Here is a 25887-nt window from a genome sequence, read left to right as displayed (position 1 = left end):
CGTATGCGGTATTAGCATCCCTTTCGAGATGTTGTCCCCCACTAATAGGCAGATTCCTAAGCATTACTCACCCGTCCGCCGCTAGGTCCAGTAGCAAGCTACCTTTCCCCGCTCGACTTGCATGTGTTAAGCCTGCCGCCAGCGTTCAATCTGAGCCATGATCAAACTCTTCAGTTAAAATCATTTTGCACCTTATTTATAGACAAGGTGCCAATTCTGGCTCATCAATTACTGACTTAAATTTCGCTCAAATATACTTCGAGTAATTTAAACCAATCAATCAATGAAAATTATTTCGATTAATCAATCAGTAAAAATCCACACAAGTTGTTCTTCAATTCTCTTAATGATCTTCTTCCTGGTTCGTCACCAGCAAGCTAGGTCGGCTATATTACTCTTAATCTCTTAAAAGTCAACAGGTAATTTCGATATTTTTAAAACTTATCTTTCAAACCAACTTAACATCAAATTCATCACTTAAAGCAACCAACTTAATCTCAAGTAACTGTTTTTCAACAAGTTTCTATCTGCATCACCGCCGATGGATGTGCATTATAGACCATCCAAATCCCTTTGCAAGCGGAAATTAGAAATTAATGACTTGAGCGTTCAATTTTAAACCAAAATACAAATCAAGTATTTGTTTTATATAAATAATTATTTTTATTTCTTATTTTTGGCCTAAATAAGCCAGTATCATGCTTGATAATTCTCGTTTAAGTTGTTGTTCTGAGATAAGAAAATTGTTCTGGCTCACGTAACGCATCATCGTAAAAAGCGTACTATTAATAATTACAAAGGATTTATGCTTTACCTGCTCGAAGTCCCACTGATGAGGATTTCTACTAAATGTATATAAACCTACTTCAAAAAAATGCTTTTCTAAAATCTGAGCAGCTTGCGAATGACTGTAGTCATGCCAATGTTTCAGTACTTCTATAAAAAAGCCTTGATCAGCTTTTAATGCATTAAATCCTAGCTCTATTGCCAAGGGGATAAGCAGATCTAAAGGAATATTCCCCTGCTGCATAACTAATTCTTTAAGTTGCTGCCCTAATAATTCACTTTTACGGCGTAATAGTTCTTCTATGATTTGATCTTTATTCTCAAAGTATTGGTAAATCGAACCTACACTCACTCCAGATTTCTCTGCAATTTTGGGAGTTGTTGTATGAAGCAATCCATATTGGGCAATACATTGCTGTGTCGCTTCTAAAATATGGTCAACAATAAGTTTTGAACGCTGTTGCTGTGGAACTTTTCTCATTAGTTTTAATTCATTAAATGCGAATTGAATGCGAATAATTATTCATATTAGCCTATTTATTATTCAGTTCAATAAGTAAGTAACGATATGCAAATGATTAGCCCGACTCGACTTGCTTCTTTTAATGATATGCAAGACAGTAATTTCTTTACTCAGTTTTTAAATATCTGCTGTGAAAAACCAGTACAACCAAACTATACAGAATATGTATCTTTACAACGTGCTCTTTGCGAAGGGGACGTTGAAATGGATAAGCTGATTGATTGGGTTATGCAAAATCCCAAAGACCACCGAATAATTTTTGAGAAAATATTATTTCAAGGCCGCGATGATCTATCTGAGTCGCTACCTACTGAGTTAGAAAATTTCTTTAATTACATTGAACAAAAGCCTGAATGGTTAGACCAGCAACAAATTGATGAGGCTATTAAATTTACTCATCGTTTAGGAATAAATAATGGTTTTATTCTTAGAGATTTATCTTTAATGGGCGGATATTTATATCCGGGATTTAATCACCCCCTAATTTTAACCGGGGCATTAAAGAAACAAGCGGGTACTCGTTTAGCAGAAACTACAAAATGGTGGGTTGATATTACTGAGCCTAGAGGTCTGTCCCGTTTAAGCGCAGGTTTTACATCAACAATCTATGTTCGTTTTATTCATGCACTTGTTCGTAGACAATTAGGAAAATCTGAGCGTTGGGATAATGAAGTTTGGGGAATTCCTCTTAATCAATTTGATTTAGCCATGACTAATTTAGCTTTTAGTAGTGTAGTTTTACTTGGTATGAGAGCTTTAGGTATCTGGCCAACCAAACAGGAAGCCAAGAGTTTTTTACATTTTTGGCGTTATGTTGGTTGGTTAATGGGAATTGATGAAAAGTGGCTTATTCAATCTGAAACTGAAGGCTGGCGATTACTTTACTGGATGCAGTTTGCACACCCTCGTCCCGATCACAGCAGTATTGAATTAGGATCAAGCTTATCTAAAGAGCCTTTTGAGAGACAATATCTGCATTTGCGTTCTTTACAGCAGAAACTTGCTTATCGGCAACATTTAGAACTTACCCAATTTTTTATTGGTAAGAAAAGGATGAAACTACTCGGATTGCCTCAGCAGACTGCTTCATGGTTTGCTTATTATCTGATTTTGCGTAATTCAGTACTTTTTAACGGCGCAAAATTTTCACCAAAAGTTGAAAGGTTTTTAACTCAATCGGGTCGTAATTTACAAAAACTTGGTCTACGTCTTTATGAAAATCAAGGCAAGATAAAAGCCTTAGCAAGTATGCATCAATAATTATTAAAACCTAAAAATAAAAAATGGAAGCCCGTTATCCGGACTTCCATTTTCAAATATTAAAAACCTTATTGAGCTGATGAACCGTGCATTTCAGCGTGATTCATTTGCTCATGCGTTTCCATCATCTGCTTATTTTTTTGACTAGGCATATAGTCAGGTTCATTGTTAATGGCCAAGTAAAAAACAATCATAAACAATACACTCAAGATAGACGCCACAATAAGTAACTTCCATCCCCACCAAGACTGTTCAGGCGATAATTTATTAGTCATTTCATTTCTCTCTTAAATTAATTCATTTAATTCGCTAAGCTGATCAAAACTTCATGCTCATACGAACCCAGTAATTTCTTCCAATATTGTTAAACTGCTCTTCGCTCGCAAATCCAAAGCCTGCACTACCAGCTTTATTTAAGTGTTCGGTATAGGTCTTATCTAACACGTTATCGATGCCAACAGAGACATCAATATCTTTACGAAGGTTATAACTTCCGTTTAAAGAAAGTGTTGAGAAACCTTTACTTGGTTTTAGGTCATATCCCACGATATTACCTTGATGTAGACTCACACGGTTTTGCTCAGCAACAGCTCGCCACAACAGGCCTACGTTATATTTGTCGGCTACATAGCGAATATTTAATCGACCTTCTAACGGGGAAATTTGAGGTAACGGTTTGTCATCTGTGGTGTTTTTACCCCACGCATACATAGCACTCAAATCTGCCTGAATACGGTCGGTAAATTGATATCCAATACCTGCTTCTGCACCAGCAATAGTTGCATCAACATTCTTGGCACCTGCAGTAATATCATGGCTCATATCATGCCCACCCATTCCCATACTCGGGTGATGGTGATAACTCATTAATATGTAGTCATCTACTAAGCCTGCATAAGCAGAAGCCCATGTGTTTAAAGCACCATGTTGTTGTTGGAAGCCTAGATCTAACTGCAATGTTTTCTCAGGATTCACACCGTTAAAGGTATTGGTTGAGCCAGCATTACCATGTTTAGGAGAGAAAAGCTCCCAATAATCAGGCATACGCTCTACATAACCTAAACCGATATAGCTTTTGAAGTCATGCTCAGGATGTTGGTTTTCCCAGCGAACAAATGCGCTTGGCAAAGTCTTCTCAAGCTTCGTATTAAAGCCTTGGGCTTTAGAATCGGCTCGCTCATCTTCAACTGTTACCCGATCTAAACGTGCACCTGTCAATAACTTGTTTTTATCATTCCATTGATAGCCAAGTTCACCGAAAGCTCCATATGATTGAAAACGCATATCTTGTCGATATGGAACATTCATAGAAGGCATTGTTGGCGATGACATGCTACCGCCATGTTTATTAAATTGTGAATCTACCCCAGTGATCAGGCTCCATTTATCCCATTCAGAGGTCATGGCTAAGCGAGAATTTAGTGTACGGCGCGTTACTTGCATGGCCATCGCGTTTGGCATGAGCATGGTCATACCACCATGGTTCATTTCAACTAATGGCGGTGTGCGCAAACTAAAATTATCCATAATATGGTCGTTATAGCTGTAGTTCACCTGCCCTTCGATTTTCTTAATGACATCGGTGATATTTTTCTTTTCGAAACGCAGTCCTAAGCTTTCACGCGCAAACTGAGAACCATCCATTGAACGTCCTGCATAAAGCGACTCACCATCAGATTTTCCACCTGTGAGTTCGATCCACGTGTTTTCATCTGGAGTAAAGCCAAGTGCTACATCAGCATTCCACTTCTTCCATGCTGAAGGTACAGTATTACCATCACCGTCTTGATAACTATTAGACTCTGAACGGTTGGCATTTAAACGAATATATTTTTTTTCATCGCCAATTGCCGCTTCAACATTATGGTCAATACGTCCATATGAACCTAGCAAAACACTTGCTTGTCCACGATAAGGTTTTTCAGAGGTAAGTTTCTCAGGTTGACGTTCAAAAAGTACCGTAGCTGCCGAACCTGTATTGGCATATTGAACAGTTTGCGGACCTTTAATGACAGAAATACGGTCATAACTTTCTGGAGAAATATAAGAAGTTGGAGCATCCATACGGTTTGGACATGCACCTAAGTTCTCTGTGCCGTCCGTTAGAATTTTGATGCGTGAACCAAACATGCCCCGGAATGTCACATCACCATTTGTTCCACCGCTTTGTATCGAGTTAAAACCCATAATACTTTGTAGATAATCTGCCCCATCTGTAGCAGGTACTGGCTGAATTGGCTGTTTCGGGTCTGCATGTACGATCAAGCCATTTGCATCGTTACCTTGTTGTGCCGTAACAACAATAGGTGCTAATGAATGAAGTGTTTTGGTATCAGCATCATTTTTCTCTGAATCGGCAAAAGCTAAGCCTGAATGAGAAACAGCAAGCATCGCAACCCATAAAGGTTGTAGTAAAAATTTAGAATGTGGCATTTTTATACGCTCTAAAACATAAATAAAGTGATATTGAAGTCAATAAAGACCCCAACAAAAATTGCTTTTATTTATGCAAATAGAGGCGGTGCACGCCCTTGCGGGAGTAAGAAGAGTCGCTGTAGCGCAAAATAAACATGTCTAAATGCTTGTTGATAAGCGACTAAGCGAACTTGTATACGAACAAGTACCTCTTTTACGCCAAATTCAGGTGGTAAAACCAGATTGGCATAGACGGTACAATATTGGCACTGGTGATTTGCATCATGGTGGTCATGATGTTCAGGTACTTGTGCCTGTCCGATATGGTGGTCGTGATGTGAATGATGCATGGCATGTGACATGGTTTCCATCTGTGCCTTAGGCTTAAGCAAAGCACGGGTAATAGTTTCACAGACCGGAGCAATTTGATATTGCTTCGGTAATAGCGGCTGTAGAAATACCGCAATCTGTAAAAACACTGCTGCACATGCGAGCAACAGACCACTACGAAAAACCAAAAATCACATCCACGCTATATTGATGTTTGAAAACTTTTAACGTTTTACCGCAACTTTTTCACGCTCGCGTTGACGAACAATCTTTTCGACTTTTTCACGTGCACGCTGACGTTTAAGTGGCGACAAATAATCCACAAACAATTTGCCTTTTAAGTGATCCATTTCATGTTGGATACAAACAGCGAGAAGTCCGTCAGCTTCTATCTCAAATGCTTGACCTTCAAGGTTAATTGCCTCGATTTTCACACGTGACGGACGGTCAACTTTATCGTATATTTGTGGCACTGATAGACAGCCTTCTTCGTACGGCTGCGTCTCTTCAGTCAGTGGAGTTATTTTGGGGTTAATGAAAACCATAGGTTCATCTTTAGATTCAGACAAATCCATGACGATAAGCTGAATATGACGATCGACCTGAGAAGCTGCTAAACCAATACCGGGTGCCGCATACATGGTTTCAAACATATCTGCTGCAAGTTGACGAATTTCATCAGTAACTTCTTCAACAGGCTTAGCAATGGTACGAAGACGGGGATCAGGAAAACTTAAAATAGGTAATAAGGCCATACTGACGTCCTCACTTATGCCATTGATTGAAAAACCAAATGAAGGAAATACTTCATCGAAAAATTGTGTGTAAGCCGCCTATTATAACGCATCTGCACGCATAATTTTTAGGAATTATCAGAATGAAAAAGGTTTTTAACGGCATGGCTGAATTTCATGCTTTGGGGATAAAGAAGCATTTACTTGCTTTAGCACTCTGTACAACTGTCGCACTAGGTACGGTAGCAGAGGTTCATGCTGCCAGTCCAAATCATAATCCACCTTCTCTTAAAAGCAATGCACCGAATGTGTATGTTGTAAAACGTGGGGATACCCTATGGGATATTTCCGGCCATTTTCTCAATAAGCCATGGCGTTGGCCTGAAATCTGGGCAAGTAATCAACATGTTAAAAACCCTCACTGGATTTATCCGGGCGATCGATTACTGTTATGTAGCTTAGATGGACGTCCACTTGTGGGCAAAGATGAAGGGGATGGCTGTGTAGGCATTATTCGTCGTTACACAGGCCAAACCACAAACTTACAACCACAAGTTCGCGTAGAAGCATTAAATAATAGTGTGCCAGTTATTCCACTTGAACATATTAAACAGTGGCTAGAGAACAGCACTATTTTACCAGCCGATTCAATTACCAACACACCTTACGTTGTTGGTACAGCCGACCAACGTGTACTTGCAGGAAAAGGTCAAACTATTTATGCAAGAGGAAAAGGTCTAGTTGATGGTCAGCGTTATGCAGTCTATCGAGAAGGTGAACCTTACTATTTCACAGATAGTAAAGGTAAAAAGCATAGCCTTGGTATTGAGCTACTACAGGTTGCTTCAGGTGTTGCGGTATCTTCTGAAAAAGACATTACTACATTAGAGCTAACAGATAGTTATAACGCTGAAGTACGTCGTGGCGATCGTGTTATGCCTGAAGAACAAGCTACTTTGCCAACCTTATTTTACCCAGTAGATGCCAAACAAGTGACTGATGGTGGCAAAATTATTCGTGTCATGGGTTCAATCGGTAGAGCTGCAAAACATAGTGTAGTGACTTTGGACCGCGGTACAGCACAAGGTGTTCAGGTAGGTCAAGTTTTTGATATTACACAACAAGGCGAGACAATTCGCGATCCTAAAACTAAAGAAGCGATTCAACTTCCTGGTCAACAAATTGGGAGTCTGATGGTTTTTAGAACTTTTGGTCAGCTGAGTTATGCCTATGTTCTAGAAAGCGATTTGCCTATTAAAGTCGGCTCAAGCATTCAGCCACCTCGCTTTAATGATTAATGTTGGATGTACCTTCTACAATGCTCACCCAACTTTCTTCACACCATTACCACACGCTTAAAGTGTGGTATTTGGTGCAGCACTCATTAGTTAGTTTTAAAAAAATTATCGATTATTTTGGAATTTGTGAAAAAGCAACTCAACCTGATGGTTTAGCAAAGTGGTCCTCTCTGGGGCTACATGCTAATCACTTAAAGCGTGTAAACGAATTTCAAACGACACAAGGCCAAGCTCAGTTCGAACAGCTTATACAACAAGTTCAGCAGCATACTGATTTTATTTTGACGCCCAATGACTCTGGCTACCCTACTCAATTACTCCCTTATACAGATCATCCACCTGTTATTTTTGGAAAAGGTCAGGCACAGGCATTATTGCAACCGCAAATTGCGATTGTCGGTAGCCGAAAACCAAGCCCACATGGACGTCAGGTGGCTTATGATTTTGCCTACTACTTAAGTGAAAAGGGCTTTTTTATTAGTAGTGGTCTGGCTTATGGCATTGATGAAGCAGCTCATCAAGGTGCATCCGCTCATCAACGTACAATTGCAGTGGTACGGGCCTAGACACTACCTATCCAGCTCAAAATAAAAAACTGGCAGAACATATTTTGGCTCAGAACGGCGCCATTATTACTGAGTTTTTACCTGGTACACCGCCATTACAACAGCATTTTCCACGTAGAAACCGAATTGTTAGTGGTTTAAGTTTAGGCGTTTTGGTGGTAGAAGCGACATTAAAAAGTGGCTCGCTCATCACGGCCAATAAAGCTGCTGAACAAGGCAAAACCGTATTCGCCATTCCGGGCCATATTTATAGTGAGTTCCATCAAGGATGCCATCAACTTATTCGTGAGGGAGCAATTTTAGTTGATCATCCCGAACAAATTATTGAAGACCTCGCCTTACCAACTCAATGGCAAAGCCAGCAACAAAGTCAAAATGAAGAAACTAATACGTATACTTCAGAAATTCCTGAGCATTTGATTGATCTTTATCAGTCTTTAGACTGGGTAGGACAAAATATTGACCAGCTTGTAATTCATCATAATGTTTCGGTTTCTGAACTGACCTCTTCACTAATGGAACTAGAACTACTCGGTTTATGTATGCAACAATCAGGGCTGTATTTACGTTGTCGTTCTTAGTATTAGAGCGCACAATAGCGATTCTGTTTGATTGAAAGGAAAGTATTACCATGATTACGACCTCAGTGACCGAAGCAGCCGAATGTTTACAACAAGGTCAAGTTTTGGCATATCCAACTGAGGCAGTCTGGGGACTAGGCTGTGATCCATTTAATGAACAAGCTTTTCAAAAGATTCTTGAATTGAAACAGCGCCCTATTGAAAAGGGCGTCATTTTATTGGCTGGCCATATTAGTCAAGTAGAACATCTACTAACTTCCTTACCGCAAACGACTCAGCAAGAAATTATTGATTGCTGGACGAACCACCAACCATCAGAAAGAGCCACAACTTGGCTATTGCCAGCCGATCAACACATTCCTTCATGGATTAAAGGCGAGCATCCTCTTGTTGCAGTCCGTGTAACGACACATCCTTTATGTGTCGCTTTATGCAATGCTTTTCATGGATTTATTGTCTCGACGAGTGCCAACCCTAGTGGACAAGAACCAGCCCATTCTTTACAAGATGCCTGCCAATACTTTGGTTCACAATTAAACTATCTCAATGGTGATTTAGGTCAAAGCCAACAGCCAAGCCGCATCATTAACGCCTTAACTGGTGAAGTCATTCGTCCTTAATTCCAGACAAAAAAAAAGCTCAGTTATATAGGGATAACTGAGCATAAAAAAGGATGGGTATATACCACATCCAGAGGGTTTGGATATCTCTGGAACGAAAGAAAAATTGCTTAAAAGAGCATCTTTCGTAGTGGTCGCTATTATGTGGTAAGAGATTAAATGAGAGAAATATATTATTTCTCTAAAAAAAGCATGAAAAGTGTAGGGAATTTGGCGTTTTTAGCAATTAAGTTAAAATTATATTAATATTTTTATTGGTCTTTTTTAATATTTATATTACACAATATTTTTATAAATATATTTATAAATCATATAGAAAAGCTTGGATTAACAAAAAAATTGGCATATTTTCATTACTTTTTTTAAAAATATGCCATAGTTTTTTTATTATTCTTAATTTTGCTCTGGCAGGAGATCTGATTTTTTAGATTTAACCTTCTTTTGTGCCATGATAATACCCACGAGAATCATAATCCCACCGAAAGTATGATAGATCGTCCACTGCTCAGATAACCAGAGGCTTGCAATAATGGCTGTGAACACTGGTACAAGGTTCATAAATATACTGGTTCTATTTGGCCCGATTTGTTGTACAGCCAACATCCAAACTAACGGCGCAATTAAAGAAGCAAATACACCGGCATAAATTGCACTTGGCGCATTTTGTGCATTTAAGCCATCAAGACCAAACCAGAAAATTAAAGGTAAATGGAACAGCACAGAAAACCCAATCTGGACATATAAGCTCGTCATAATTGGAAGTGGAAGCTGCCATTTCTTTAAGAAAACCCCATAAAATGCATAGAAGAATACAGCAACAATCATGAGCGCATCACCAAGATGCCCTCCACCACTTAATAGCTTATTAATATTTCCTTGGGACATGACATATAGCAAACCCGCAAAAGATAAAATACTACCAAAAACAGCAAAACGATTAGGTACATCTTTTAAAATCGCAAGAGAAACAAAAATAGTAAAAATCGGAATAAAGGCATTAACAATACCCATATTAGTTGCACTGGTATAATGAGCCGCCGTATAAGCAAGGCCTTGATAAAGCACCATCCCAAATGCACTTAACACAGCAAGCTTAGGTAAATAGGGTATTACTATTCGTCTTTGTCTCCAAACAGATATAAACATAAATGGAGTCAAAATAATAAAGGCAATTAACCACCGATAAAAACTAATGCTAACTGGAGAAATATAATCCGAGACGTAGCGGGTGACTACAATATTTAAAGACCAAATCAGTACTGCCAGAATGGGAAAAATAAATGCCCATTTGTGATATTTCATGACCTGACTCATAGTAATACACCATCTACAAAAGAGATTTTATTTTGAAGAATGTCTTAATAAATTGAAATATCGCATTTCCGACATTGATATTGAACTTAGGACATCATTAATTTTTTAAAATAATGTCCAAGCTTTCATGGCATGTTCTACCACTTTATGTAGTTGCTCAGTGGTCGCGCCATCTCTCGCTTGAATAGTCAGTCCTTGAATAACAGTAGCATAGAAGTCTGTCATTTCTTGTAGAGGAGCATTAGCTGATAAATCACCCTGCTCTACACCTTGTTCCAAACGTTTTAATAATTTTTCTTTAGTTTTTATACGCTTATCTAATAGATTTTGTTGGACCTCTTGTGTCGCATCAGAGCAATTCATAGCTGCAACCACCAACATACAACCTGCTGGTTTATTGGGTTGAACCAATCGTTTTACATTGTCATAAAGATACAACTCAAAAGCAATTTTTGCAGTTTTTGCTTCTAAAAAGATCGTTTCAATAGGACATGCTTCATGAGCTAAGTAATAATCAATACTTTTATAAAACAAGCCTGCCTTATCGCCAAAAGTACTGTATAAACTAGGCGCCGTAATTTCTAAAGCCTGCGTTAAGTCACTAATAGACGTTGCTTCATAACCATGTTCCCAAAAAAGCAACATTGCCTTCTCTAAAACTTGCTGTTCATCAAAGCATTTAGGGCGTCCACGCTTCTTTTTCAACGTATCTTCATTAACCACAAGATCTGTTTCATGCCTATTTGTCATAAAGATCACATCTATTTTTATAACAATCGTTATTAAATTAATTGACGTTCGATTTTTTATCAACTATTTTATTTTCATAATGATCGTTAGTTAATTAAAAATTGCCTTTCTTCACTCTAAATTTAGCCAAGTAAGGATTTATTATGGACCAATCTACTACCTCTAAACCGCGACCCATAACTTCCACACAAGGGAGCTGGTTTGCTATTTTGGCGGTTGCCATTGCAGCATTTGCATTAGTAACAAGTGAATTTTTACCGGTTGGTGTTTTAAATAGCGTTGCAGCTGATTTACATATTTCTGTCGGTACCGCTGGTCTTATTATTACTGTACCTGGCATTATGGCAGCCATTGCAGCCCCTCTATTACCTGTTTCAGTAAAACAACTTGACCGTCGTTACGTGCTTATTTTACTGACTGCAATTATGGTGATTGCCAATACCATTACTGCTTTTGCTGAAAACTTTCATGTTTTATTACTGAGCCGCTTAATTTTAGGTATCTCAATCGGTGGCTTTTGGGCCACAGCTATTGCGTTAAGCGGCAAGCTGGCACCTGCACATTTGCCTATTGCTAAAGCAACTGCTGTAGTCATGGCTGGGGTAACCTTTGCGACTGTATTAGGGGTCCCGATTGGAACTTGGCTAAGCGAGTTTTATGGGTGGCGTAGTGCATTTGGTATTACCGCTGCGATTGGCCTTGTTGTACTCGTCCTTCAGCTTATTTTCTTACCAAAACTTTTACCAGAGTCAGCCATTCATATTCGTGATTTACCTGCACTATTACGCACACCCAAAGCACGTAGTGGTATGCTTATTGTTTTATTAATTGGTCTTGCTCATTTCTGTGCCTATAGTTATTTAGCGCCTTTTTTTAAGAATATTGCAGGGTTTAATGGCACTACTATTAGTTCATTATTATTACTTTACGGAATTGCTGGTATCTTTGGAAATGCATTTGCAGGGTATAGTGGCAACTTAAATGTTCGTTACACACTCGCATTTGTTGGGACATGTTTTGCAATCGTATTTTTTGGCTTCCCTATCTTTGCTATTCATGAATTTGGTGCCATCGTTCTTACTGCGCTATGGGGCTTCGCATTCGGTGCCTTTCCTACCTCTGCCAATATTTGGATGTTTGTACACGCACCCCATGCTGTAGAAAAAGGTATGCCGCTTTTTGTTGGCATGTTTCAAGTCATGATTGCTACAGGTTCATTATTAGGTGGTTATGTAGTTGATCATTTCAATGAAAATACTTTAATTTATGGTGTATTAAGCTTCGTTGCTTTAGCATTAATTAGTACATTTACCTTTGCCAAAGGCTTAAATAATCCTAAAGCGACTTGTGAAAACTAAAATATTATTCAGAGTAAGTAGATGAAAAATGAGGACCAACAATTTTCTTTATTGAATGATATAGAAGTTCATGAGTTTCTATATGAAAAAGAAGATATTGTTCGTCCTCATGCTTCACTTTGGGGAGATTTTAATTTCAGTTTGAATGGTATTTTGGAAATGCAGGTAGAAGAACAAATCTATTTGTCACCTCCAAGCTATGGGCTTTGGATTCCACCTCAAACGGTTCATCAATCTACTCATATCGATCATGAAATTCACTATATTTGTATCCGCCTCCACCCTCGTTTATGTTCTATTTTAGGTAATGTCTGTAAGTGCTTTAGCATTCAGCCTTTCTTTCGAACTCTAGTTTTACAAATTCTGGAACAGCAAAAACAAAATGGAAAACCTGAATATTTAGTACACCTTCTGCAAGTTTTATTCGATCAATTACAGCAAGCCACCGCATATTCTCATTATTTGCCACAAACACGACATCCTGTTTTATTGCCAATTTTGGAAAAGCTTTCAGACCCCTTGTTTTTTAATCAATCTTTACAACAATTACTGCAGAATTTTTCTGTCAGTGATCGCCATTTATTGCGCTTAAGCCAACAAGAATTACAACTTTCTTTATCGGAATGGCGTAATAGAGCTAAAATTGTTTATGCCATTCATCAAATTCGACAAGGTATGCCCATTAAACGTTTAGCATACGATTTAGGTTACCAACACAGTTCCAGTTTTATTGAATTTTTTAAAAGATATACAGGTCAAACACCTGTTCAAATCAGAAACAATTAGATCGCAGACAGTTTTTTCTTCTCTTTTTATTTTTTGAACACGAATATTATTGCACTCCTCAAGAATAGCAGTTAAAACAAATGCGTTACTTGATATCAATTACAATCTTCAGGAAAGACACATGACTCAATCTGTATACCATATTCCAGTAAAAGCTATTTCAGGCGAAACGGTTGACCTTGACCAATATAAAGGTAAGGTTTTATTAATCGTAAACACAGCATCTAAATGTGGTTTAACTCCACAATACGAAGGTTTAGAAAAGCTTTATCAAGCGAAAAAAGATCAAGGTCTTGAAATCTTAGGTTTCCCTGCAAATAACTTCAAAGAACAAGAGCCTGGTTCAGATGAAGAAATTCAACAATTCTGTTCATTAAACTACGATGTTCATTTCCCGCTTTTCTCTAAAATTTCTGTAGCAGGTGCAGATAAACATCCTCTTTATCAAGCACTGACAACAGCTCAACCAGAACGCATTGGTGAAGGTCCTTTCCGTGAGCGTTTAGAAGGTTTAGGCATTCCAACAAACCCTGCTCCAGAAGTATTATGGAACTTTGAGAAATTCCTCATCAATAAAAATGGTGAAGTTGTTGCTCGTTTTGCGCCAAACTTAACAGCAGACGATGAACAAATTGTAAAAGCAGTTGAAGCTGAACTCGCTAAATAATTTTTAGCGCAATTTAAGAAAAAAGAGTGCTACGGCACTCTTTTTATTGTCTGGTCAAAATGTTGTTCATTTGCAACAATACCTTATTTCTACATATTTTATGCATATAGTACGCACTTGCTTTACTTGGTATTGTTTGTAGTTATGAAAAAAGTTTTACAAGGCGCATTTTTTCCATTTGTGATTTTTGCTTCAGGTATGTTGTTACTTGGATGCGATCAGGCACAAGACCATGCTAAGGAACAAGAATCTGCTCAAACCAATGACGAAGTATCAGAACAAGCAGATGATTCTCAACAAGAAATCGTACCTACCAAAAATAAAGCTGAGTTAAAAAGCGGTAATGTTTTTTATATCGTTCGTGATGCAGCTAACTTACAGTTAAAGGCAGGCGACTATATTGAAAAGCTTAAAGACACTCAACTTGATGTTGAGCAAGCCATCCAAGATAAAGATCAACAAGAACTAAAAACAACTGTGACCACTTTAAAACAGCAGTTAAAAGGCTTAAATCAAGCACTATTGACTTTAGATATAAGAAGTCAGGAAGTTGAAAATATTCGCCAAAACTTACTACAAGCAAACCAACAAGCTTTAAGTATGCCTTTATTAAATGGGAAATTAGAACAAATTGATTTCGACCAAATTGAGAAGCAACTCAATACCATCCAAATGGATATGGTCAAACTTGCTGCACTGATTATGGCAGGAGATGAAAAGTCTGATTCAAAAACTGATTCTTAATTTTCTTTCTAGCAATAAAAAAAGCCACCGTAAGGTGGCTTTTTCAATCTCGAACCGCGTCTTATTGAGCGCGGTTTTTGATTTTACGGATTGTTTCAAGCTGGCCTGAGATCTCTGAAAGAGACGCCAAAGCAGCAGCTGAGTCCAAATCACTCTTTTGGTTTGCAAGCAATTGTTCAGCATTTTTACGTGCTTCTAAAATTGCAGCTTCATCCAAATTGTCAGCACGGATTGCAGTATCTGCAAGAACCGTTACAACATGAGGTTGAACTTCTAAAACACCGCCAGATACATAGACGATTTCTTCTGTACCATTTTCCAACAGAACACGAATCGGGCCCGGTTGAAGCAAAGTTACAAGTGGAGCGTGACCTGGCAAAATACCAAGTTCACCACCTGCACCTTTCGCGATTAACATCGTCACTGCGCCAGAGTAAATAGACTCTTTAACACTTACGACATCACATTGCATAGTCGCCATGAGATGATCTCCTTAAATTAGAGTTTCTCAGCTTTAGCAATCACTTCGTCAATACCACCAACCATATAGAACGCTTGTTCTGGGATGTGATCGTATTCACCAGCTAATAGACCTTTAAAGCCACGAATCGTTTCTTTAAGTGGTACTAATTTACCAGGAGCACCAGTAAATACTTCAGCTACGTGGAATGGTTGAGAGAAGAAACGTTGGATTTTACGCGCACGGTAAACAACCAATTTATCTTCTTCTGCCAATTCATCCATACCCAAGATTGCGATGATGTCTTTAAGCTCTTTATAGCGTTGCAATACGTTTTGTACTGCGCGCGCAATTTCATAGTGCTCTTGACCAACAACTAATGGGTCTAACTGACGTGAAGTCGAGTCAAGTGGATCGATCGCTGGATAAATACCAGAAGATGCGATGTCACGGCTCAATACTACTGTTGCATCTAAGTGAGCAAATGTAGTTGCAGGCGATGGGTCTGTTAAGTCATCGGCAGGTACGTATACTGCTTGGATCGAAGTGATCGAACCAGATTTAGTAGACGTAATACGCTCTTGAAGAACACCCATTTCTTCTGCAAGTGTAGGTTGGTAACCTACCGCAGATGGCATACGACCTAACAATGCTGATACTTCCGTACCCGCAAGTGTATAACGGTAGATGTTGTCGACGAATAATAATACGTCACGACCTTTACCATTTTCGTCTTTTTGATCACGGAAGTATTCAGCCATAGTCAAACCAGTTAACGCTACGCGTAAACGGTTACCTGGTGGCTCGTTCATCTGACCGTAGACCATTGCTACTTTGTCAAGAACGTTAGAATCTTTCATTTCGTGATAGAAGTCGTTACCTTCACGAGTACGCTCACCAACACCAGCAAACACAGATAAACCTGAGTGTGCTTTTGCGATGTTGTTGATCAATTCCATCATGTTAACGGTTTTACCAACACCCGCACCACCGAATAAACCAACTTTACCACCTTTTGCGAACGGGCAAAGTAAGTCAATTACTTTAATACCAGTTTCTAAAAGATCAGTAGAAGCTGCTTGTTCAGCATAAGAAGGCGCTTGACGGTGAATCGGCAAACGTTCTTCAGTCGCAACAGGACCTGCTTCATCGATAGGACGACCTAAAACGTCCATGATACGGCCAAGAGTGGCTGTACCAACTGGAACAGAGATCGGTGCGTTTGTGCTAGTTACAGTAAGACCACGTTTAAGACCTTCTGTAGAACCCATTGCGATGGTACGAACAACACCATCACCAAGTTGTTGCTGAACTTCTAAAGTAGTTTCAGTACCGTCAACTTGGAGAGCGTCATAGATCTTAGGAACGCTTGTGCGCTCAAACTCGACGTCGATAACCGCGCCGATGATCTGAATGATACGACCGCTACTCATTGCTGTCTCCTCAATTCAAACTTAATAATGTTAAACGGCAGCGGCACCGCCAACGATCTCGGAAATTTCCTGAGTAATCGCGGCTTGACGCAGCTTGTTGTAAATGAGTTGTAGGTCTTTAATCAATTGTCCTGCGTTGTCTGTCGCTGCTTTCATCGCGACCATACGAGCTGACTGCTCACATGCAACGTTTTCAATCACACCTTGATAAACCATAGACTCGATATAGCGAACCAACAAACCATTTAACAATTCTTCTGCTTCTGGTTCGTAGATATAATCCCAACCATAAGTACGGTTGAGGTCATCGCCTTCTTCTGCTGGTGCTAAAGGAACAAGTTGTTCTACTTTAGGCTGCTGAGTCATTGCATTAACGAAGCCATTTGATACGAGATAGATACGATCTAACTCGCCTTTATCAAATGCATCAAGCATAACTTGCACTGAGCCAGTTAACTGTTCCAAACTCGGCGCATCGCCAAGTTGGGTAGTTGCACCAAGCACTTTACCGCCGTAATTCTTAAAAAACGAAACCGCTTTTTGACCAATTAAAGCAAATTCAACTTCAATTGACTGCTGTTGTTGTGCTTTGACATGCTGCACAACTTTCTTGAACAAGTTAATGTTCAAGCCACCTGCCAAACCACGATCTGAAGACACTACGATATAGCCAACACGCTTAACTGGGCGGTCAACCATATAACGGTGTTTATATTCAGGGTTTGCTTGTACCAAGTGAGCAATTACACGGCGCATATTATCGGCATACGGACGGCCTTGAGCCATGCGCTCTTGCGCACGACGCATTTTAGAAGCAGCTACCATTTGCATCGCGCGAGTAATCTTTTGCGTGCTCTTGATACTAGCTACTTTGGCGCGAATTTCTTTTAAATTTGCCATACGCTTAACCTAGTATTCGAAAGCCCTTTCGAGCTTCCGAAGGTTGATCCGTGAACCAAACTTAACTAAAACTGAACTTAGTAAGTTTGAGTCGCTTTAAAGCTTTCAATACCTGCTTTGATTGCTGCTTCGATGTCTTTGTTGTAATCACCAGTTTCATCGATTTGTTTCATCAACGGAGCATATTCAGAACGGAAGTAAGCAATTAACGCAGCATCAAAGTCTACGATTTTCTTAACTTCTACGTCAGCCATATAGCCTTCGTTAGATGCATAAACAGAAACAGTTTGGTCAGCAATTGAGTAAGGAGCATATTGTTTTTGCTTCATTAACTCAGTTACGCGTTGACCATGTTCAAGTTGCTTACGAGTTGCTTCGTCAAGGTCAGAAGCAAACTGAGCAAACGCAGCCAATTCACGGTATTGTGCTAAAGCAGTACGGATACCACCAGACAATTTTTTGATGATCTTAGTTTGAGCAGAACCACCAACACGAGATACAGAGATACCCGCGTTCACAGCAGGACGGATACCTGCGTTGAATAATGATGTTTCTAAGAAGATCTGACCGTCAGTAATCGAAATTACGTTCGTTGGTACGAATGCAGATACGTCACCTGCTTGAGTTTCAATAATTGGCAATGCAGTTAAAGAACCAGTTTGACCAGTTACTGCGCCATTAGTGAATTTCTCAACGTATTCAGCAGATACACGAGAAGCACGTTCAAGAAGACGTGAGTGAAGATAGAATACGTCACCTGGATACGCTTCACGACCTGGTGGACGACGTAAAAGCAATGAAATTTGACGGTAAGCAACAGCTTGCTTAGACAAATCATCATAAATGATAAGAGCGTCTTCACCGCGGTCACGGAAGTATTCACCCATTGTACAGCCAGAGTACGGAGCTAAGTACTGCATTGCAGCAGGATCAGCAGCCGCAGCAGCGACAACAGTTGTATACGCCATAGCGCCAGTTTCTTCTAGCTTACGTACAACGTTTGCAATTGTTGATTGTTTTTGACCAATCGCAACGTATACACACTTAATGCCAGAGTTTTTCTGAGCGATAATCGCATCGATCGCCATTGCTGTTTTACCAGTTTGACGGTCACCAATAATCAACTCACGCTGACCACGACCCACAGGAATCATGGTATCAACTGATTTATAACCAGTTTGAACAGGCTCGTCTACAGATTGACGCCAAATTACGCCTGGTGCTACTTTTTCAACAGCATCAGTTAATTTTGCATCAATTGGGCCTTTACCATCAATTGGGTTACCCAAAGCATCTACTACACGGCCAAGAAGTTCAGGACCAACTGGAACTTCTAAAACACGACCTGTACAACGAGCTTTTTGACCTTCTTGAAGGCTTAGGTAGTTACCTAAAACAACGGCACCCACTGAATCCTGTTCTAGGTTCAGTGCCATACCAAATAAGCCGCCGTCGAATTCGATCATTTCACCGTACATTGCATCAGCAAGACCGTGAATACGCACGATACCGTCGGATACCATAACAATGGTACCTTCGTTTTTAGCGGTCGCGCTGGTGTCCAGATCTCCGATACGCTGTTTAATGAGCGCACTGATCTCGGATGGATTCAGTTGTTGCATTGCGCTATTCCTCAATCTTTTATTAGTTCAGTCTTCATCATTTGCATTATGCAAGAAGACGAGTACGCATTTTTTCAAGCTTGTTAAGCGCAGAATCATCTATCACTTGATCGCCTGCACGAATAACCACACCTGCAATCAAAGCAGGATTAACTTCGACAGAAACATTAACTGCTGCCTTGAAGCGTTTTTCTAACGCATGTGCAAGCAATTGTTCCTGAACAGAAGTTAACGGAAACGCCGATTCAATCACGACATCAACCGTATTGTTATTCTGTGATTTAAGCTGTTCATATTCTGCTGCAATTTCAGGTAACAACACTAATCGATCGTTATCTGCAAGAAGTGTCAAAAAGTTAGACACTGCTTGAGATTGATCTTCACCTAAAACTTTAGCAAAAAGCTTCACTTGCTCCGCAGGAGTAAGTTCAGGGCGATTTAAATAAGCGGAAAATGCTTCGTCTTGCACCGCAGCACTGAGCACTTGTAACGCATTCGACCAATTGTCTGTTGCACCTTGCTCAGAAGCATAAGCAAATGCTGCTTTGGCATACGGACGTGCCAACGTCAAGAGTTCAGCCATAATTCGCCTCGCTTAAAGTTTAGCAGCCAGCTGAGACAGCATGGCGTTATGAGCTTCTGCATCAACTTGTTGGTTCAGGATCTTTTCTGCACCAGTCACTGCCAAGGCAGCTACTTGTTGACGTAATTCTTCGCGAGCAGAATTGATCTCTTGATCAACAACTTCTTTAGCTTGTTGACGAATACGCTCACCTTCAGCCGCAGCTTGAGTACGAGCTTCTTCGATCAATTGCGCTGCACGACGGTTCGCTTGTTCGATCAATTGAGCCGCTTGTGCTTTAGCTGCATCAAGCTCTTGCTTCACTTGCGCTTGTGCATCGGCAAGATCAGCTTTCGCTTTTTCTGCTGCATTTAAGCCATCAGCGATTTTACGCTGACGCTCACTAATCGCATTGATTAGTGGTGGCCAAACAAACTTCATGCAGAATGCGACAAAAAACGCAAACGCAATCGCTTGACCAATCAATGTGAGGTTGATATTCATTGCAATTCCTCAAATAGTGGATTTAGGAATTAAGCTGATTAACCTACAAATGGATTAGCGAAGATGAAGAACAAGCCAATACCAACACCGATCATAGGCACAGCATCAAGAAGACCCGCGATTAAGAACATACGAGTTTGAAGTTGTGGAGCTAATTCTGGTTGACGAGCTACAGCTTCTAAAAAGCGACCACCCAAAAGACCAAAACCAATCGCAGTACCCAAAGCACCGAAAGCGATCAAGATAGCAGATGCAATTGCAACTAGACCTAAAGTGAGTTCCATGAAAAATTCCTCAGAGGTTAGGTTATTACCAAATTAAATTAAAAAAATTCAGCCCAACCATCATTTGATAGTTAGGCAATACCATTAATGTTTTTCGCTTGCCATGCTCAAGTAAACGATGGTAAGCATCATAAAGATGAATGCCTGCAACGTGATTACAAGAATGTGGAAGATCGCCCAAGGCACAGATAACGCCCATTGAATCCAGAACGGCAATAATGCGATCAGGATAAAGATTAACTCACCGGCATACATGTTACCGAATAGTCGGAGAGCCAATGAAATAGGACGAGCAAGGAATGTTACCAATTCCAAAATCAAGTTCACTGGAATAAGCAACGCTTTTGCAACTGGATTACTTGGGTTAAATGGGTTAAGTGCCAACTCGCCTACGAAACCGCCAACACCCTTCTCGCGGATGCTGTAGAACAAGATAAGAACAAATACAGATAAAGACATACCAAGGGTAATGTTTGGATCTGTAGATGGAACGATCTTGAAGTAAACGTGGTGAGGGTCCATACCAAATACGTTAGCACCAACAAATGCAGCAACTTGAGGAATCCAGTCAACTGGAATCAAGTCCATTAAGTTCATGAGGAAAATCCACACGAAAATAGTGAGTGCAAGTGGAGCGATTAAACGTGATTTGCCATGAAAAGTATCACGGACACTTGAGTCAACAAACTCAATGATCATTTCAATTGCAGATTGGAATTTTGTTGGAACGCCAGCTTTCGCAGTTTTCGCAACCATCCAAAACAACAAACAGAAAATCACACCAAGGCCAATTGACCAACCCATTGAATCCAAGTGAATTGCAGTGAACCCCATCGAATGAGCTTCTTCAGCAGTCTCAGCCAATTTCCATGTACCGTCTGGCATTTTGCCATAGGTCATATTGGTCAAGTGATGCTTGATATACTCTGTCGAAGTGAGGGCATGTTCTTCAGCAGCCATAAATCACACCTGGTCAATGTCAATTACTAAAAAGAAGGGAAACGAACATCGGCGTACTGTCGATATCTCGCCACCCTCCAAAAAATCTTCAATTCTTCTTGTTTCTATACTCGTTTTTGTAGACGTGAAACCCAAAAAGGAGCAACCCACGACATCATTTGAACGAGGATAAAACCAAACAGCAATGCTAACGGTGATAAAGGTTTAACATTGCTCAAAATCAAAATAAATCCAACGATCATGATTGCAAATTTGCCTAACATGCCCCTATACATGTTAGACAGCACTTGTTTCGATGCTCTCGCACCTGCTGTTCTGAAGGATTGCCACGCAAAATAACTGGTAGCAAGCCAGCAGACCAATGCACCAAGTGCCGCACTTAATGCTGCTGTCATGTCTTTTATGCTCCACGCCACAAGTGCGGAAACAGGGATCATGCATGCTTGTAAGAAGACCAAAGCTTTTGCTAATCGTCGGTCAATCAAGCGACTAGTTTGGCTCATTATTTATCCACTCACAGCATAAATGCTTGACAAGTTTAGCTGATGATCGCTTTTAATCGCAGGCATTATAGAGTTACACCCCTGAACATGCAATCTTTTCCCGACTTTAGTCGGGGTTTTTCGTGACAGGTGGTGCTGACGCTACAGTCAGCCTTTGTTTACTTTTTATCTTACTTTTGCGTATTTAATACACATTTATCGGTTTTTATAGCCAGTTTCTTCCATGCTGTTACAAAATCGTCCTCATTATTCATACTTTCATCAACGGGTTGGAAGGTAATACTGCCCAGTTTCTGATATTGACCTTTTGTTGTGAAACTTTCTGCAAGTAAACACATCTGAGGTTTTGGTCGATTATCATTAAGATACTTAATTTGAGCCGCTGTAGGCGCAACATGCGGGTCATCCGTTAAAGCACCTGCAAACTTTAAATTAAGCGAGCGTTCCAAATACTGATAAGCATCATGATAAGACCAATATGGTTTTCCATTACTTGAGCTATCATAAGCTTGAGCTGCCTGTAACATATTCCGAGCAAATACATTGGCATTATTCCAATATTTCGCTTTACTTTCAGGATGCTGCTGTGAACGCAAAGCCGCAATAAAAAAGCCAATCCGCACTGCATTGTTTGGTTCTAACCAGACATGCGTATCTACAGTATTTGGTAAAGCAGCGCCACGCGTATTACGCTGTGGCAAAACAGAAAGAATACCACTGTCTAATAAAGAAATTGCTTTCTTATTGTTACTCAGCAATTTGTTTAAAGGAGCTTCATGAGCTTTTCCTAACCAGATCACTAAAGAAGCATCATTGATTGCTTTACGATGCGCTGGGGTGAGTTGTACGTCATGCCCGCTTTGACCTTGAAGCAACAACTGAGGCTCTTCAACGCCTTTGGTAATTTCTTTTGCAATCAAATAGATTGGGTGTGTAGAGACAACCAAACCCTGACTCCAACCTAACGTACTCATTAAAGAGAACATACTGAAAACAAAAACGCGGAACATGACAGACCATCAATTAGTAATAGCTCGAAGCATGTTATAATATAACAAAGTTACAAAAATACCTAAGATTAATCGAATGAAGCATCGCTTCATGCTAATATTCCATTAAAAATTTGAGGTTATGTCTATGAGTTCTTGCACGCATGAACATCATGATTCTTTACATGGTGTACATGATCACCATAATGTCGCAAGTCGTTTAGCTGAAGCAGAAACTTTATGTTCTGCGGTTGGCGCACGTCTTACGCCTTTACGTAAAGAAGTTCTTGAACTCATTTTAAATGCTTCAGGCCCAATGGGTGCGTACGACTTATTAGCACGTATTAAAAGTCAAACCGATCGCCCTGCCGCTCCTCCAACTGTTTATAGAACTTTAGACTTCTTATTAGAAAAAGGTCTAATTCATCGCTTAACATCTATTAATGCTTATATTCCATGCTGTCATCCACGTGAAGGACATCAGGCTGCATTCTTAATTTGCACCGAATGTCACACTGTTAAAGAAGCATCTTCACAAGGTCTGACTCAACAACTCGACCAACTTGCAGCTTTAGATGATTTCACAGCACAACACAGCATTATTGAAATTTCGGGGAAATGCCAGCAGTGCCGCACAGCTCGCTAAATCCTGTATTGATTCAACTGGAACAGGTTTCTGTTCACCGTGATGATCGGGATATATTAAAAAAAGTCGATTTTGATCTGCATCAAAATGAAATTGTGACATTAATTGGTCCAAATGGTGCGGGTAAGTCGACTTTAATTAAAGTTCTACTTGGAATTTTAAAACCAAGTAGCGGACGTGTCATAAGCGATAAAAAACTAAAAATGGCTTATGTCCCTCAAAAGTTTAATCCCTCTCATAGTCTTCCTTTACGTGTTCAAGATCTATTAGATCTTGAAAAATGTAGCCCTGCCCTTCGCCAAGAAATTATTCAAGATACTGGTATTGCCAAGCTACAACAATCAAAAGTACAACAGCTTTCTGGTGGAGAGCGCCAACGTGTGTTGCTCGCACGTGCTTTACTTAGGAAGCCAGATATTCTTGTTCTTGATGAACCGATGCAGGGTCTAGATATTCAATCTGAAGCTGAGCTTTATGAATATGTACGTAGTCTGCCGGAGCGTTATGGTTGCGCCATTTTAATTGTTTCACATGACCTACAATGGGTTATGCAAGGGACGCATAGAGTTGTTTGTTTAAACAAGCATATATGTTGCAGCGGTTTACCTGAGAATATTCAACAGCATCCTGAGTATCAGGCAATATTTGGCACTCAGCGAGTTTTTTACCAGCACCATCATGACCACTGTGCACATGGTGATGCAGCACACCCCTGCCCTCACAATAGTAGACCTCACATTCACCCAGAACCGGAAGCTTAAGCCATGATGGAATGGTTACAATTATTGTTGCCCGCATGGATTATGGGAACCTTATTGGTCTTTTTGACCGCACCACTTGGTTGTCTCATGCTATGGAGACGTATGTCTTTTTTTGCAGACACGATGGCACATGGAACCTTACTTGGGGTAGCAATTGCTGGTGCCTTAAGCCTCCCTCTCTGGCTTGGCGTGGCAGGGACGGCTATTTTATTAGTCGCTATTTTATGGGCACTGCATGACAATCGCTTGCCAAACGATGCTCTACTTGCCTTATGCTCAGCAACTTTACTATGTAGTGGCCTTCTGTTTATTCAACATGTTCCGAGTTTAAGACCAGAACTTTTGAGTTATTTGTTTGGTGACTTATTAAGTATTGATTGGCCAGACCTACCTGTTTTCACATTAATTATTGCAGTATCACTGGCAATTCTTTATCGCTTTTGGCAGCCTCAAATCCAAATTGCCATTGATCCAGACATTGCGATTAGTGAAGGGGTAAATGCGAAATGGCAGCGTCTCATTTTTATGTTACTGCTAGCCTTATTTACAGTATTAGCTTTACGTGCAGTAGGTTCACTTTTAATGGGTGCTTTACTGGTTATTCCAGCGTTGAGCGCTCGACTACTCGCTCATTCACCAAAGCAAATGGTTATTTGGGCTTTTGTTTTAGCTCAACTCGGTGTCAGTGTTGGCCTATGGTCAAGCGCAGCACTTAATATCTCAACTGGCCTCAGTATTGTTTTATGTATGGCGTTGAGTTTTGCTCTTATTTTTATGCTTCAAAAAATCAAAAACCAAACTCAAGCAGCCTAAATCAGGTCGCTTGATGAACTGTGCTGAGTAATAACGCCGCACAACTAAACATGACAGCAAAACCACGGTTCAAATATTTTTGCTGTTTAGGCGAACGAAGTAATCTTAAAACTTTTGAAGCCAGCCCTGTATATCCAGCCATTACAATCAAATCAATCGTAACCATAGTGGCTGCCATAATCAGATATTGTATCCATTGGGGTTTGCTTAAATCTAAGAACTGAGGCAAAACTGCCAACAAAAATACGATGGCTTTAGGGTTACTGATATTGACCACAAAGCCATTGAATAGCAGAGCAGAAACAGATTTATCCTTTTTTTCGTGTTGAATTTCGATGTCTTTTACTGGTGCAGTCCACTGCAAATAAGCTAAATACAGCAAATAAGCCACCCCAAACCACTTAACAGCCTGAAAAGCTAATGGAGTCGTTGCAAATAAAACGCCTACCCCTGCCGCCACAATCATGATTTGAATTAACAAGGCGATTTGCAAGCCAATTGCATTCCAGTAGCCATGTCTAAAGCCATAATTTAAGCCGCTCGACATAGAAGCAATAGCCCCTGCTCCCGGAGAAATACTAATGACCCAACAGGCCAACATATAAGCAAACCAAACTTGCAAAGACATAGCGAAAATAGACAATAAAAGTGGAATTATACCGTTTTATAAAACTATCGCGGCGATAATTCAAACAATAAAATCAATAAATAGACTACT

General features: G+C 40.0%; 27 protein-coding genes, 1 rRNA gene and 2 pseudogenes. 11 read left to right on the top strand and 19 right to left on the bottom strand.

The window, feature by feature from the left end:
* Together J671_RS0104525 and J671_RS13460 are read right to left on the bottom strand one after the other, a co-directional pair.
* Positions 1-177 (bottom strand): 16S ribosomal RNA (locus tag J671_RS0104525); the annotation flags it as partial.
* A gap of 519 nt (positions 178-696) precedes the next feature.
* A pseudogene (locus tag J671_RS13460) lies at positions 697-1267 on the bottom strand (TetR/AcrR family transcriptional regulator).
* 87 nt (positions 1268-1354) lie between these two features.
* On the opposite strand from J671_RS13460, the gene J671_RS13455 reads away from it, so the two are divergent.
* On the top strand, positions 1355-2569 hold the full coding sequence (locus tag J671_RS13455; protein ID WP_031982570.1) for an oxygenase MpaB family protein: 1215 nt from the start codon (positions 1355-1357) through the stop codon (positions 2567-2569).
* A gap of 68 nt (positions 2570-2637) precedes the next feature.
* Here the strand turns inward: J671_RS13455 and J671_RS13450 are convergent, their stop codons facing one another.
* The 4 genes from J671_RS13450 to def all read right to left on the bottom strand — a co-directional run bounded on the left by J671_RS13450 (position 2638) and on the right by def (position 6069).
* On the bottom strand, positions 2638-2844 hold the full coding sequence (locus J671_RS13450) for a DUF4199 domain-containing protein (RefSeq protein WP_004711026.1): 207 nt from the start codon (positions 2842-2844) through the stop codon (positions 2638-2640).
* A 43-nt stretch (positions 2845-2887) separates the two neighbouring features.
* Entirely contained in the window at positions 2888-5002 is a 2115-nt protein-coding gene (locus J671_RS13445) for a TonB-dependent copper receptor (protein WP_031982569.1), read from the bottom strand.
* Between the two features lie 71 nt (positions 5003-5073).
* Positions 5074-5502, bottom strand: coding sequence for a DUF2946 family protein (locus tag J671_RS13440; RefSeq protein WP_002054220.1), 429 nt, complete (start codon positions 5500-5502; stop codon positions 5074-5076).
* A 36-nt stretch (positions 5503-5538) separates the two neighbouring features.
* Positions 5539-6069, bottom strand: a complete 531-nt coding sequence (gene def, locus J671_RS13435; RefSeq protein WP_002054252.1) for a peptide deformylase — start codon at positions 6067-6069, stop codon at positions 5539-5541.
* A 122-nt stretch (positions 6070-6191) separates the two neighbouring features.
* On the opposite strand from def, the gene J671_RS13430 reads away from it, so the two are divergent.
* The 3 genes and pseudogenes from J671_RS13430 to J671_RS13425 all read left to right on the top strand — a co-directional run bounded on the left by J671_RS13430 (position 6192) and on the right by J671_RS13425 (position 9113).
* Positions 6192-7346: a LysM peptidoglycan-binding domain-containing protein gene (locus J671_RS13430; RefSeq protein WP_031982567.1), complete on the top strand. Its 1155-nt coding sequence runs from the start codon at positions 6192-6194 to the stop codon at positions 7344-7346.
* Positions 7347-7366: 20 nt separating this feature from the next.
* Positions 7367-8493, top strand: a pseudogene (gene dprA, locus J671_RS0104520) (DNA-processing protein DprA).
* Between the two features lie 50 nt (positions 8494-8543).
* Positions 8544-9113 carry an L-threonylcarbamoyladenylate synthase gene (locus tag J671_RS13425; RefSeq protein WP_000633612.1) on the top strand — a complete coding sequence of 190 codons (570 nt, stop codon included), beginning with the start codon at positions 8544-8546 and terminating at the stop codon, positions 9111-9113.
* Positions 9114-9506: 393 nt separating this feature from the next.
* Here the strand turns inward: J671_RS13425 and J671_RS13420 are convergent, their stop codons facing one another.
* Positions 9507-10427, bottom strand: a complete 921-nt coding sequence (locus J671_RS13420) for a DMT family transporter (RefSeq protein ID WP_002054284.1) — start codon at positions 10425-10427, stop codon at positions 9507-9509.
* A 105-nt stretch (positions 10428-10532) separates the two neighbouring features.
* The gene (locus tag J671_RS13415) at positions 10533-11186 is read right to left on the bottom strand and encodes a TetR/AcrR family transcriptional regulator (RefSeq protein WP_081404890.1); all 654 of its coding nucleotides are present in this window, start codon (positions 11184-11186) and stop codon (positions 10533-10535) included.
* A 134-nt stretch (positions 11187-11320) separates the two neighbouring features.
* Between J671_RS13415 and J671_RS13410 the strand changes: the two genes are divergently transcribed.
* The 4 genes from J671_RS13410 (at position 11321) to J671_RS13395 (ending at position 14732) form a co-directional block, all read left to right on the top strand.
* Positions 11321-12535: an MFS transporter gene (locus J671_RS13410; protein ID WP_031982564.1), complete on the top strand. Its 1215-nt coding sequence runs from the start codon at positions 11321-11323 to the stop codon at positions 12533-12535.
* A 21-nt stretch (positions 12536-12556) separates the two neighbouring features.
* Positions 12557-13321, top strand: a complete 765-nt coding sequence (locus J671_RS13405) for an AraC family transcriptional regulator (protein ID WP_031982563.1) — start codon at positions 12557-12559, stop codon at positions 13319-13321.
* Between the two features lie 121 nt (positions 13322-13442).
* Positions 13443-13988, top strand: a complete 546-nt coding sequence (locus tag J671_RS13400) for a glutathione peroxidase (protein ID WP_016803497.1) — start codon at positions 13443-13445, stop codon at positions 13986-13988.
* A 144-nt stretch (positions 13989-14132) separates the two neighbouring features.
* Positions 14133-14732 carry a hypothetical protein gene (locus J671_RS13395; RefSeq protein ID WP_022574383.1) on the top strand — a complete coding sequence of 200 codons (600 nt, stop codon included), beginning with the start codon at positions 14133-14135 and terminating at the stop codon, positions 14730-14732.
* Between the two features lie 61 nt (positions 14733-14793).
* Here the strand turns inward: J671_RS13395 and J671_RS13390 are convergent, their stop codons facing one another.
* The 10 genes from J671_RS13390 to J671_RS13350 form a co-directional block, all read right to left on the bottom strand.
* A complete protein-coding gene (locus tag J671_RS13390) occupies positions 14794-15213 on the bottom strand; it encodes a F0F1 ATP synthase subunit epsilon (RefSeq protein WP_002054176.1) in 420 nt (139 codons plus the stop codon).
* A 17-nt stretch (positions 15214-15230) separates the two neighbouring features.
* Entirely contained in the window at positions 15231-16625 is a 1395-nt protein-coding gene (gene atpD / locus J671_RS13385; protein ID WP_002054158.1) for a F0F1 ATP synthase subunit beta, read from the bottom strand.
* Positions 16626-16655: 30 nt separating this feature from the next.
* On the bottom strand, positions 16656-17525 hold the full coding sequence (gene atpG / locus J671_RS13380) for a F0F1 ATP synthase subunit gamma (RefSeq protein ID WP_002114131.1): 870 nt from the start codon (positions 17523-17525) through the stop codon (positions 16656-16658).
* Positions 17526-17602: 77 nt separating this feature from the next.
* A complete protein-coding gene (gene atpA / locus J671_RS13375; protein WP_031982560.1) occupies positions 17603-19147 on the bottom strand; it encodes a F0F1 ATP synthase subunit alpha in 1545 nt (514 codons plus the stop codon).
* A 46-nt stretch (positions 19148-19193) separates the two neighbouring features.
* On the bottom strand, positions 19194-19730 hold the full coding sequence (locus J671_RS13370; RefSeq protein ID WP_004705938.1) for a F0F1 ATP synthase subunit delta: 537 nt from the start codon (positions 19728-19730) through the stop codon (positions 19194-19196).
* 12 nt (positions 19731-19742) lie between these two features.
* Positions 19743-20213, bottom strand: coding sequence for a F0F1 ATP synthase subunit B (locus J671_RS13365; protein WP_002054137.1), 471 nt, complete (start codon positions 20211-20213; stop codon positions 19743-19745).
* A 38-nt stretch (positions 20214-20251) separates the two neighbouring features.
* Positions 20252-20497 (bottom strand): F0F1 ATP synthase subunit C, encoded by a 246-nt coding sequence (gene atpE / locus J671_RS13360; RefSeq protein ID WP_000424060.1) that lies wholly within the window; start codon positions 20495-20497, stop codon positions 20252-20254.
* 84 nt (positions 20498-20581) lie between these two features.
* Entirely contained in the window at positions 20582-21457 is an 876-nt protein-coding gene (atpB, locus tag J671_RS13355) for a F0F1 ATP synthase subunit A (RefSeq protein ID WP_031982558.1), read from the bottom strand.
* Between the two features lie 104 nt (positions 21458-21561).
* Positions 21562-21960, bottom strand: a complete 399-nt coding sequence (locus J671_RS0104515) for an ATP synthase subunit I (RefSeq protein WP_004705940.1) — start codon at positions 21958-21960, stop codon at positions 21562-21564.
* Between the two features lie 170 nt (positions 21961-22130).
* The gene (locus J671_RS13350; RefSeq protein ID WP_031982557.1) at positions 22131-22970 is read right to left on the bottom strand and encodes a metal ABC transporter solute-binding protein, Zn/Mn family; all 840 of its coding nucleotides are present in this window, start codon (positions 22968-22970) and stop codon (positions 22131-22133) included.
* Positions 22971-23097: 127 nt separating this feature from the next.
* On the opposite strand from J671_RS13350, the gene J671_RS13345 reads away from it, so the two are divergent.
* Genes J671_RS13345 through znuB form a run of 3 tightly spaced genes read left to right on the top strand, consistent with a single transcriptional unit; the run spans position 23098 to position 25169 of the window.
* Positions 23098-23595 (top strand): transcriptional repressor, encoded by a 498-nt coding sequence (locus tag J671_RS13345; RefSeq protein WP_002054239.1) that lies wholly within the window; start codon positions 23098-23100, stop codon positions 23593-23595.
* Positions 23568-24356, top strand: a complete 789-nt coding sequence (gene znuC / locus J671_RS13340) for a zinc ABC transporter ATP-binding protein ZnuC (RefSeq protein ID WP_004705942.1) — start codon at positions 23568-23570, stop codon at positions 24354-24356. Before J671_RS13345 ends, znuC begins: the two co-directional genes overlap by 28 nt.
* Before the next feature lie 3 nt (positions 24357-24359).
* On the top strand, positions 24360-25169 hold the full coding sequence (gene znuB / locus J671_RS13335; RefSeq protein ID WP_000970833.1) for a zinc ABC transporter permease subunit ZnuB: 810 nt from the start codon (positions 24360-24362) through the stop codon (positions 25167-25169).
* Position 25170: 1 nt separating this feature from the next.
* On the opposite strand, the gene J671_RS13330 is transcribed toward znuB, so the two are convergent.
* Complete coding sequence (locus J671_RS13330; protein ID WP_031982556.1) at positions 25171-25797, bottom strand: LysE family transporter; 627 nt, start codon at positions 25795-25797, stop codon at positions 25171-25173.
* Between the last annotated feature and the right edge of the window lie 90 nt (positions 25798-25887).

It is taken from the genome of Acinetobacter sp. 1130196 (assembly GCF_000588095.1).
Taxonomy (GTDB): Bacteria; Pseudomonadota; Gammaproteobacteria; order Pseudomonadales; family Moraxellaceae; genus Acinetobacter; species Acinetobacter nosocomialis.
The sequence above is the reverse complement of the archived record's forward strand: the minus strand, read 5'-3'. Positions and strand labels throughout refer to the sequence as shown.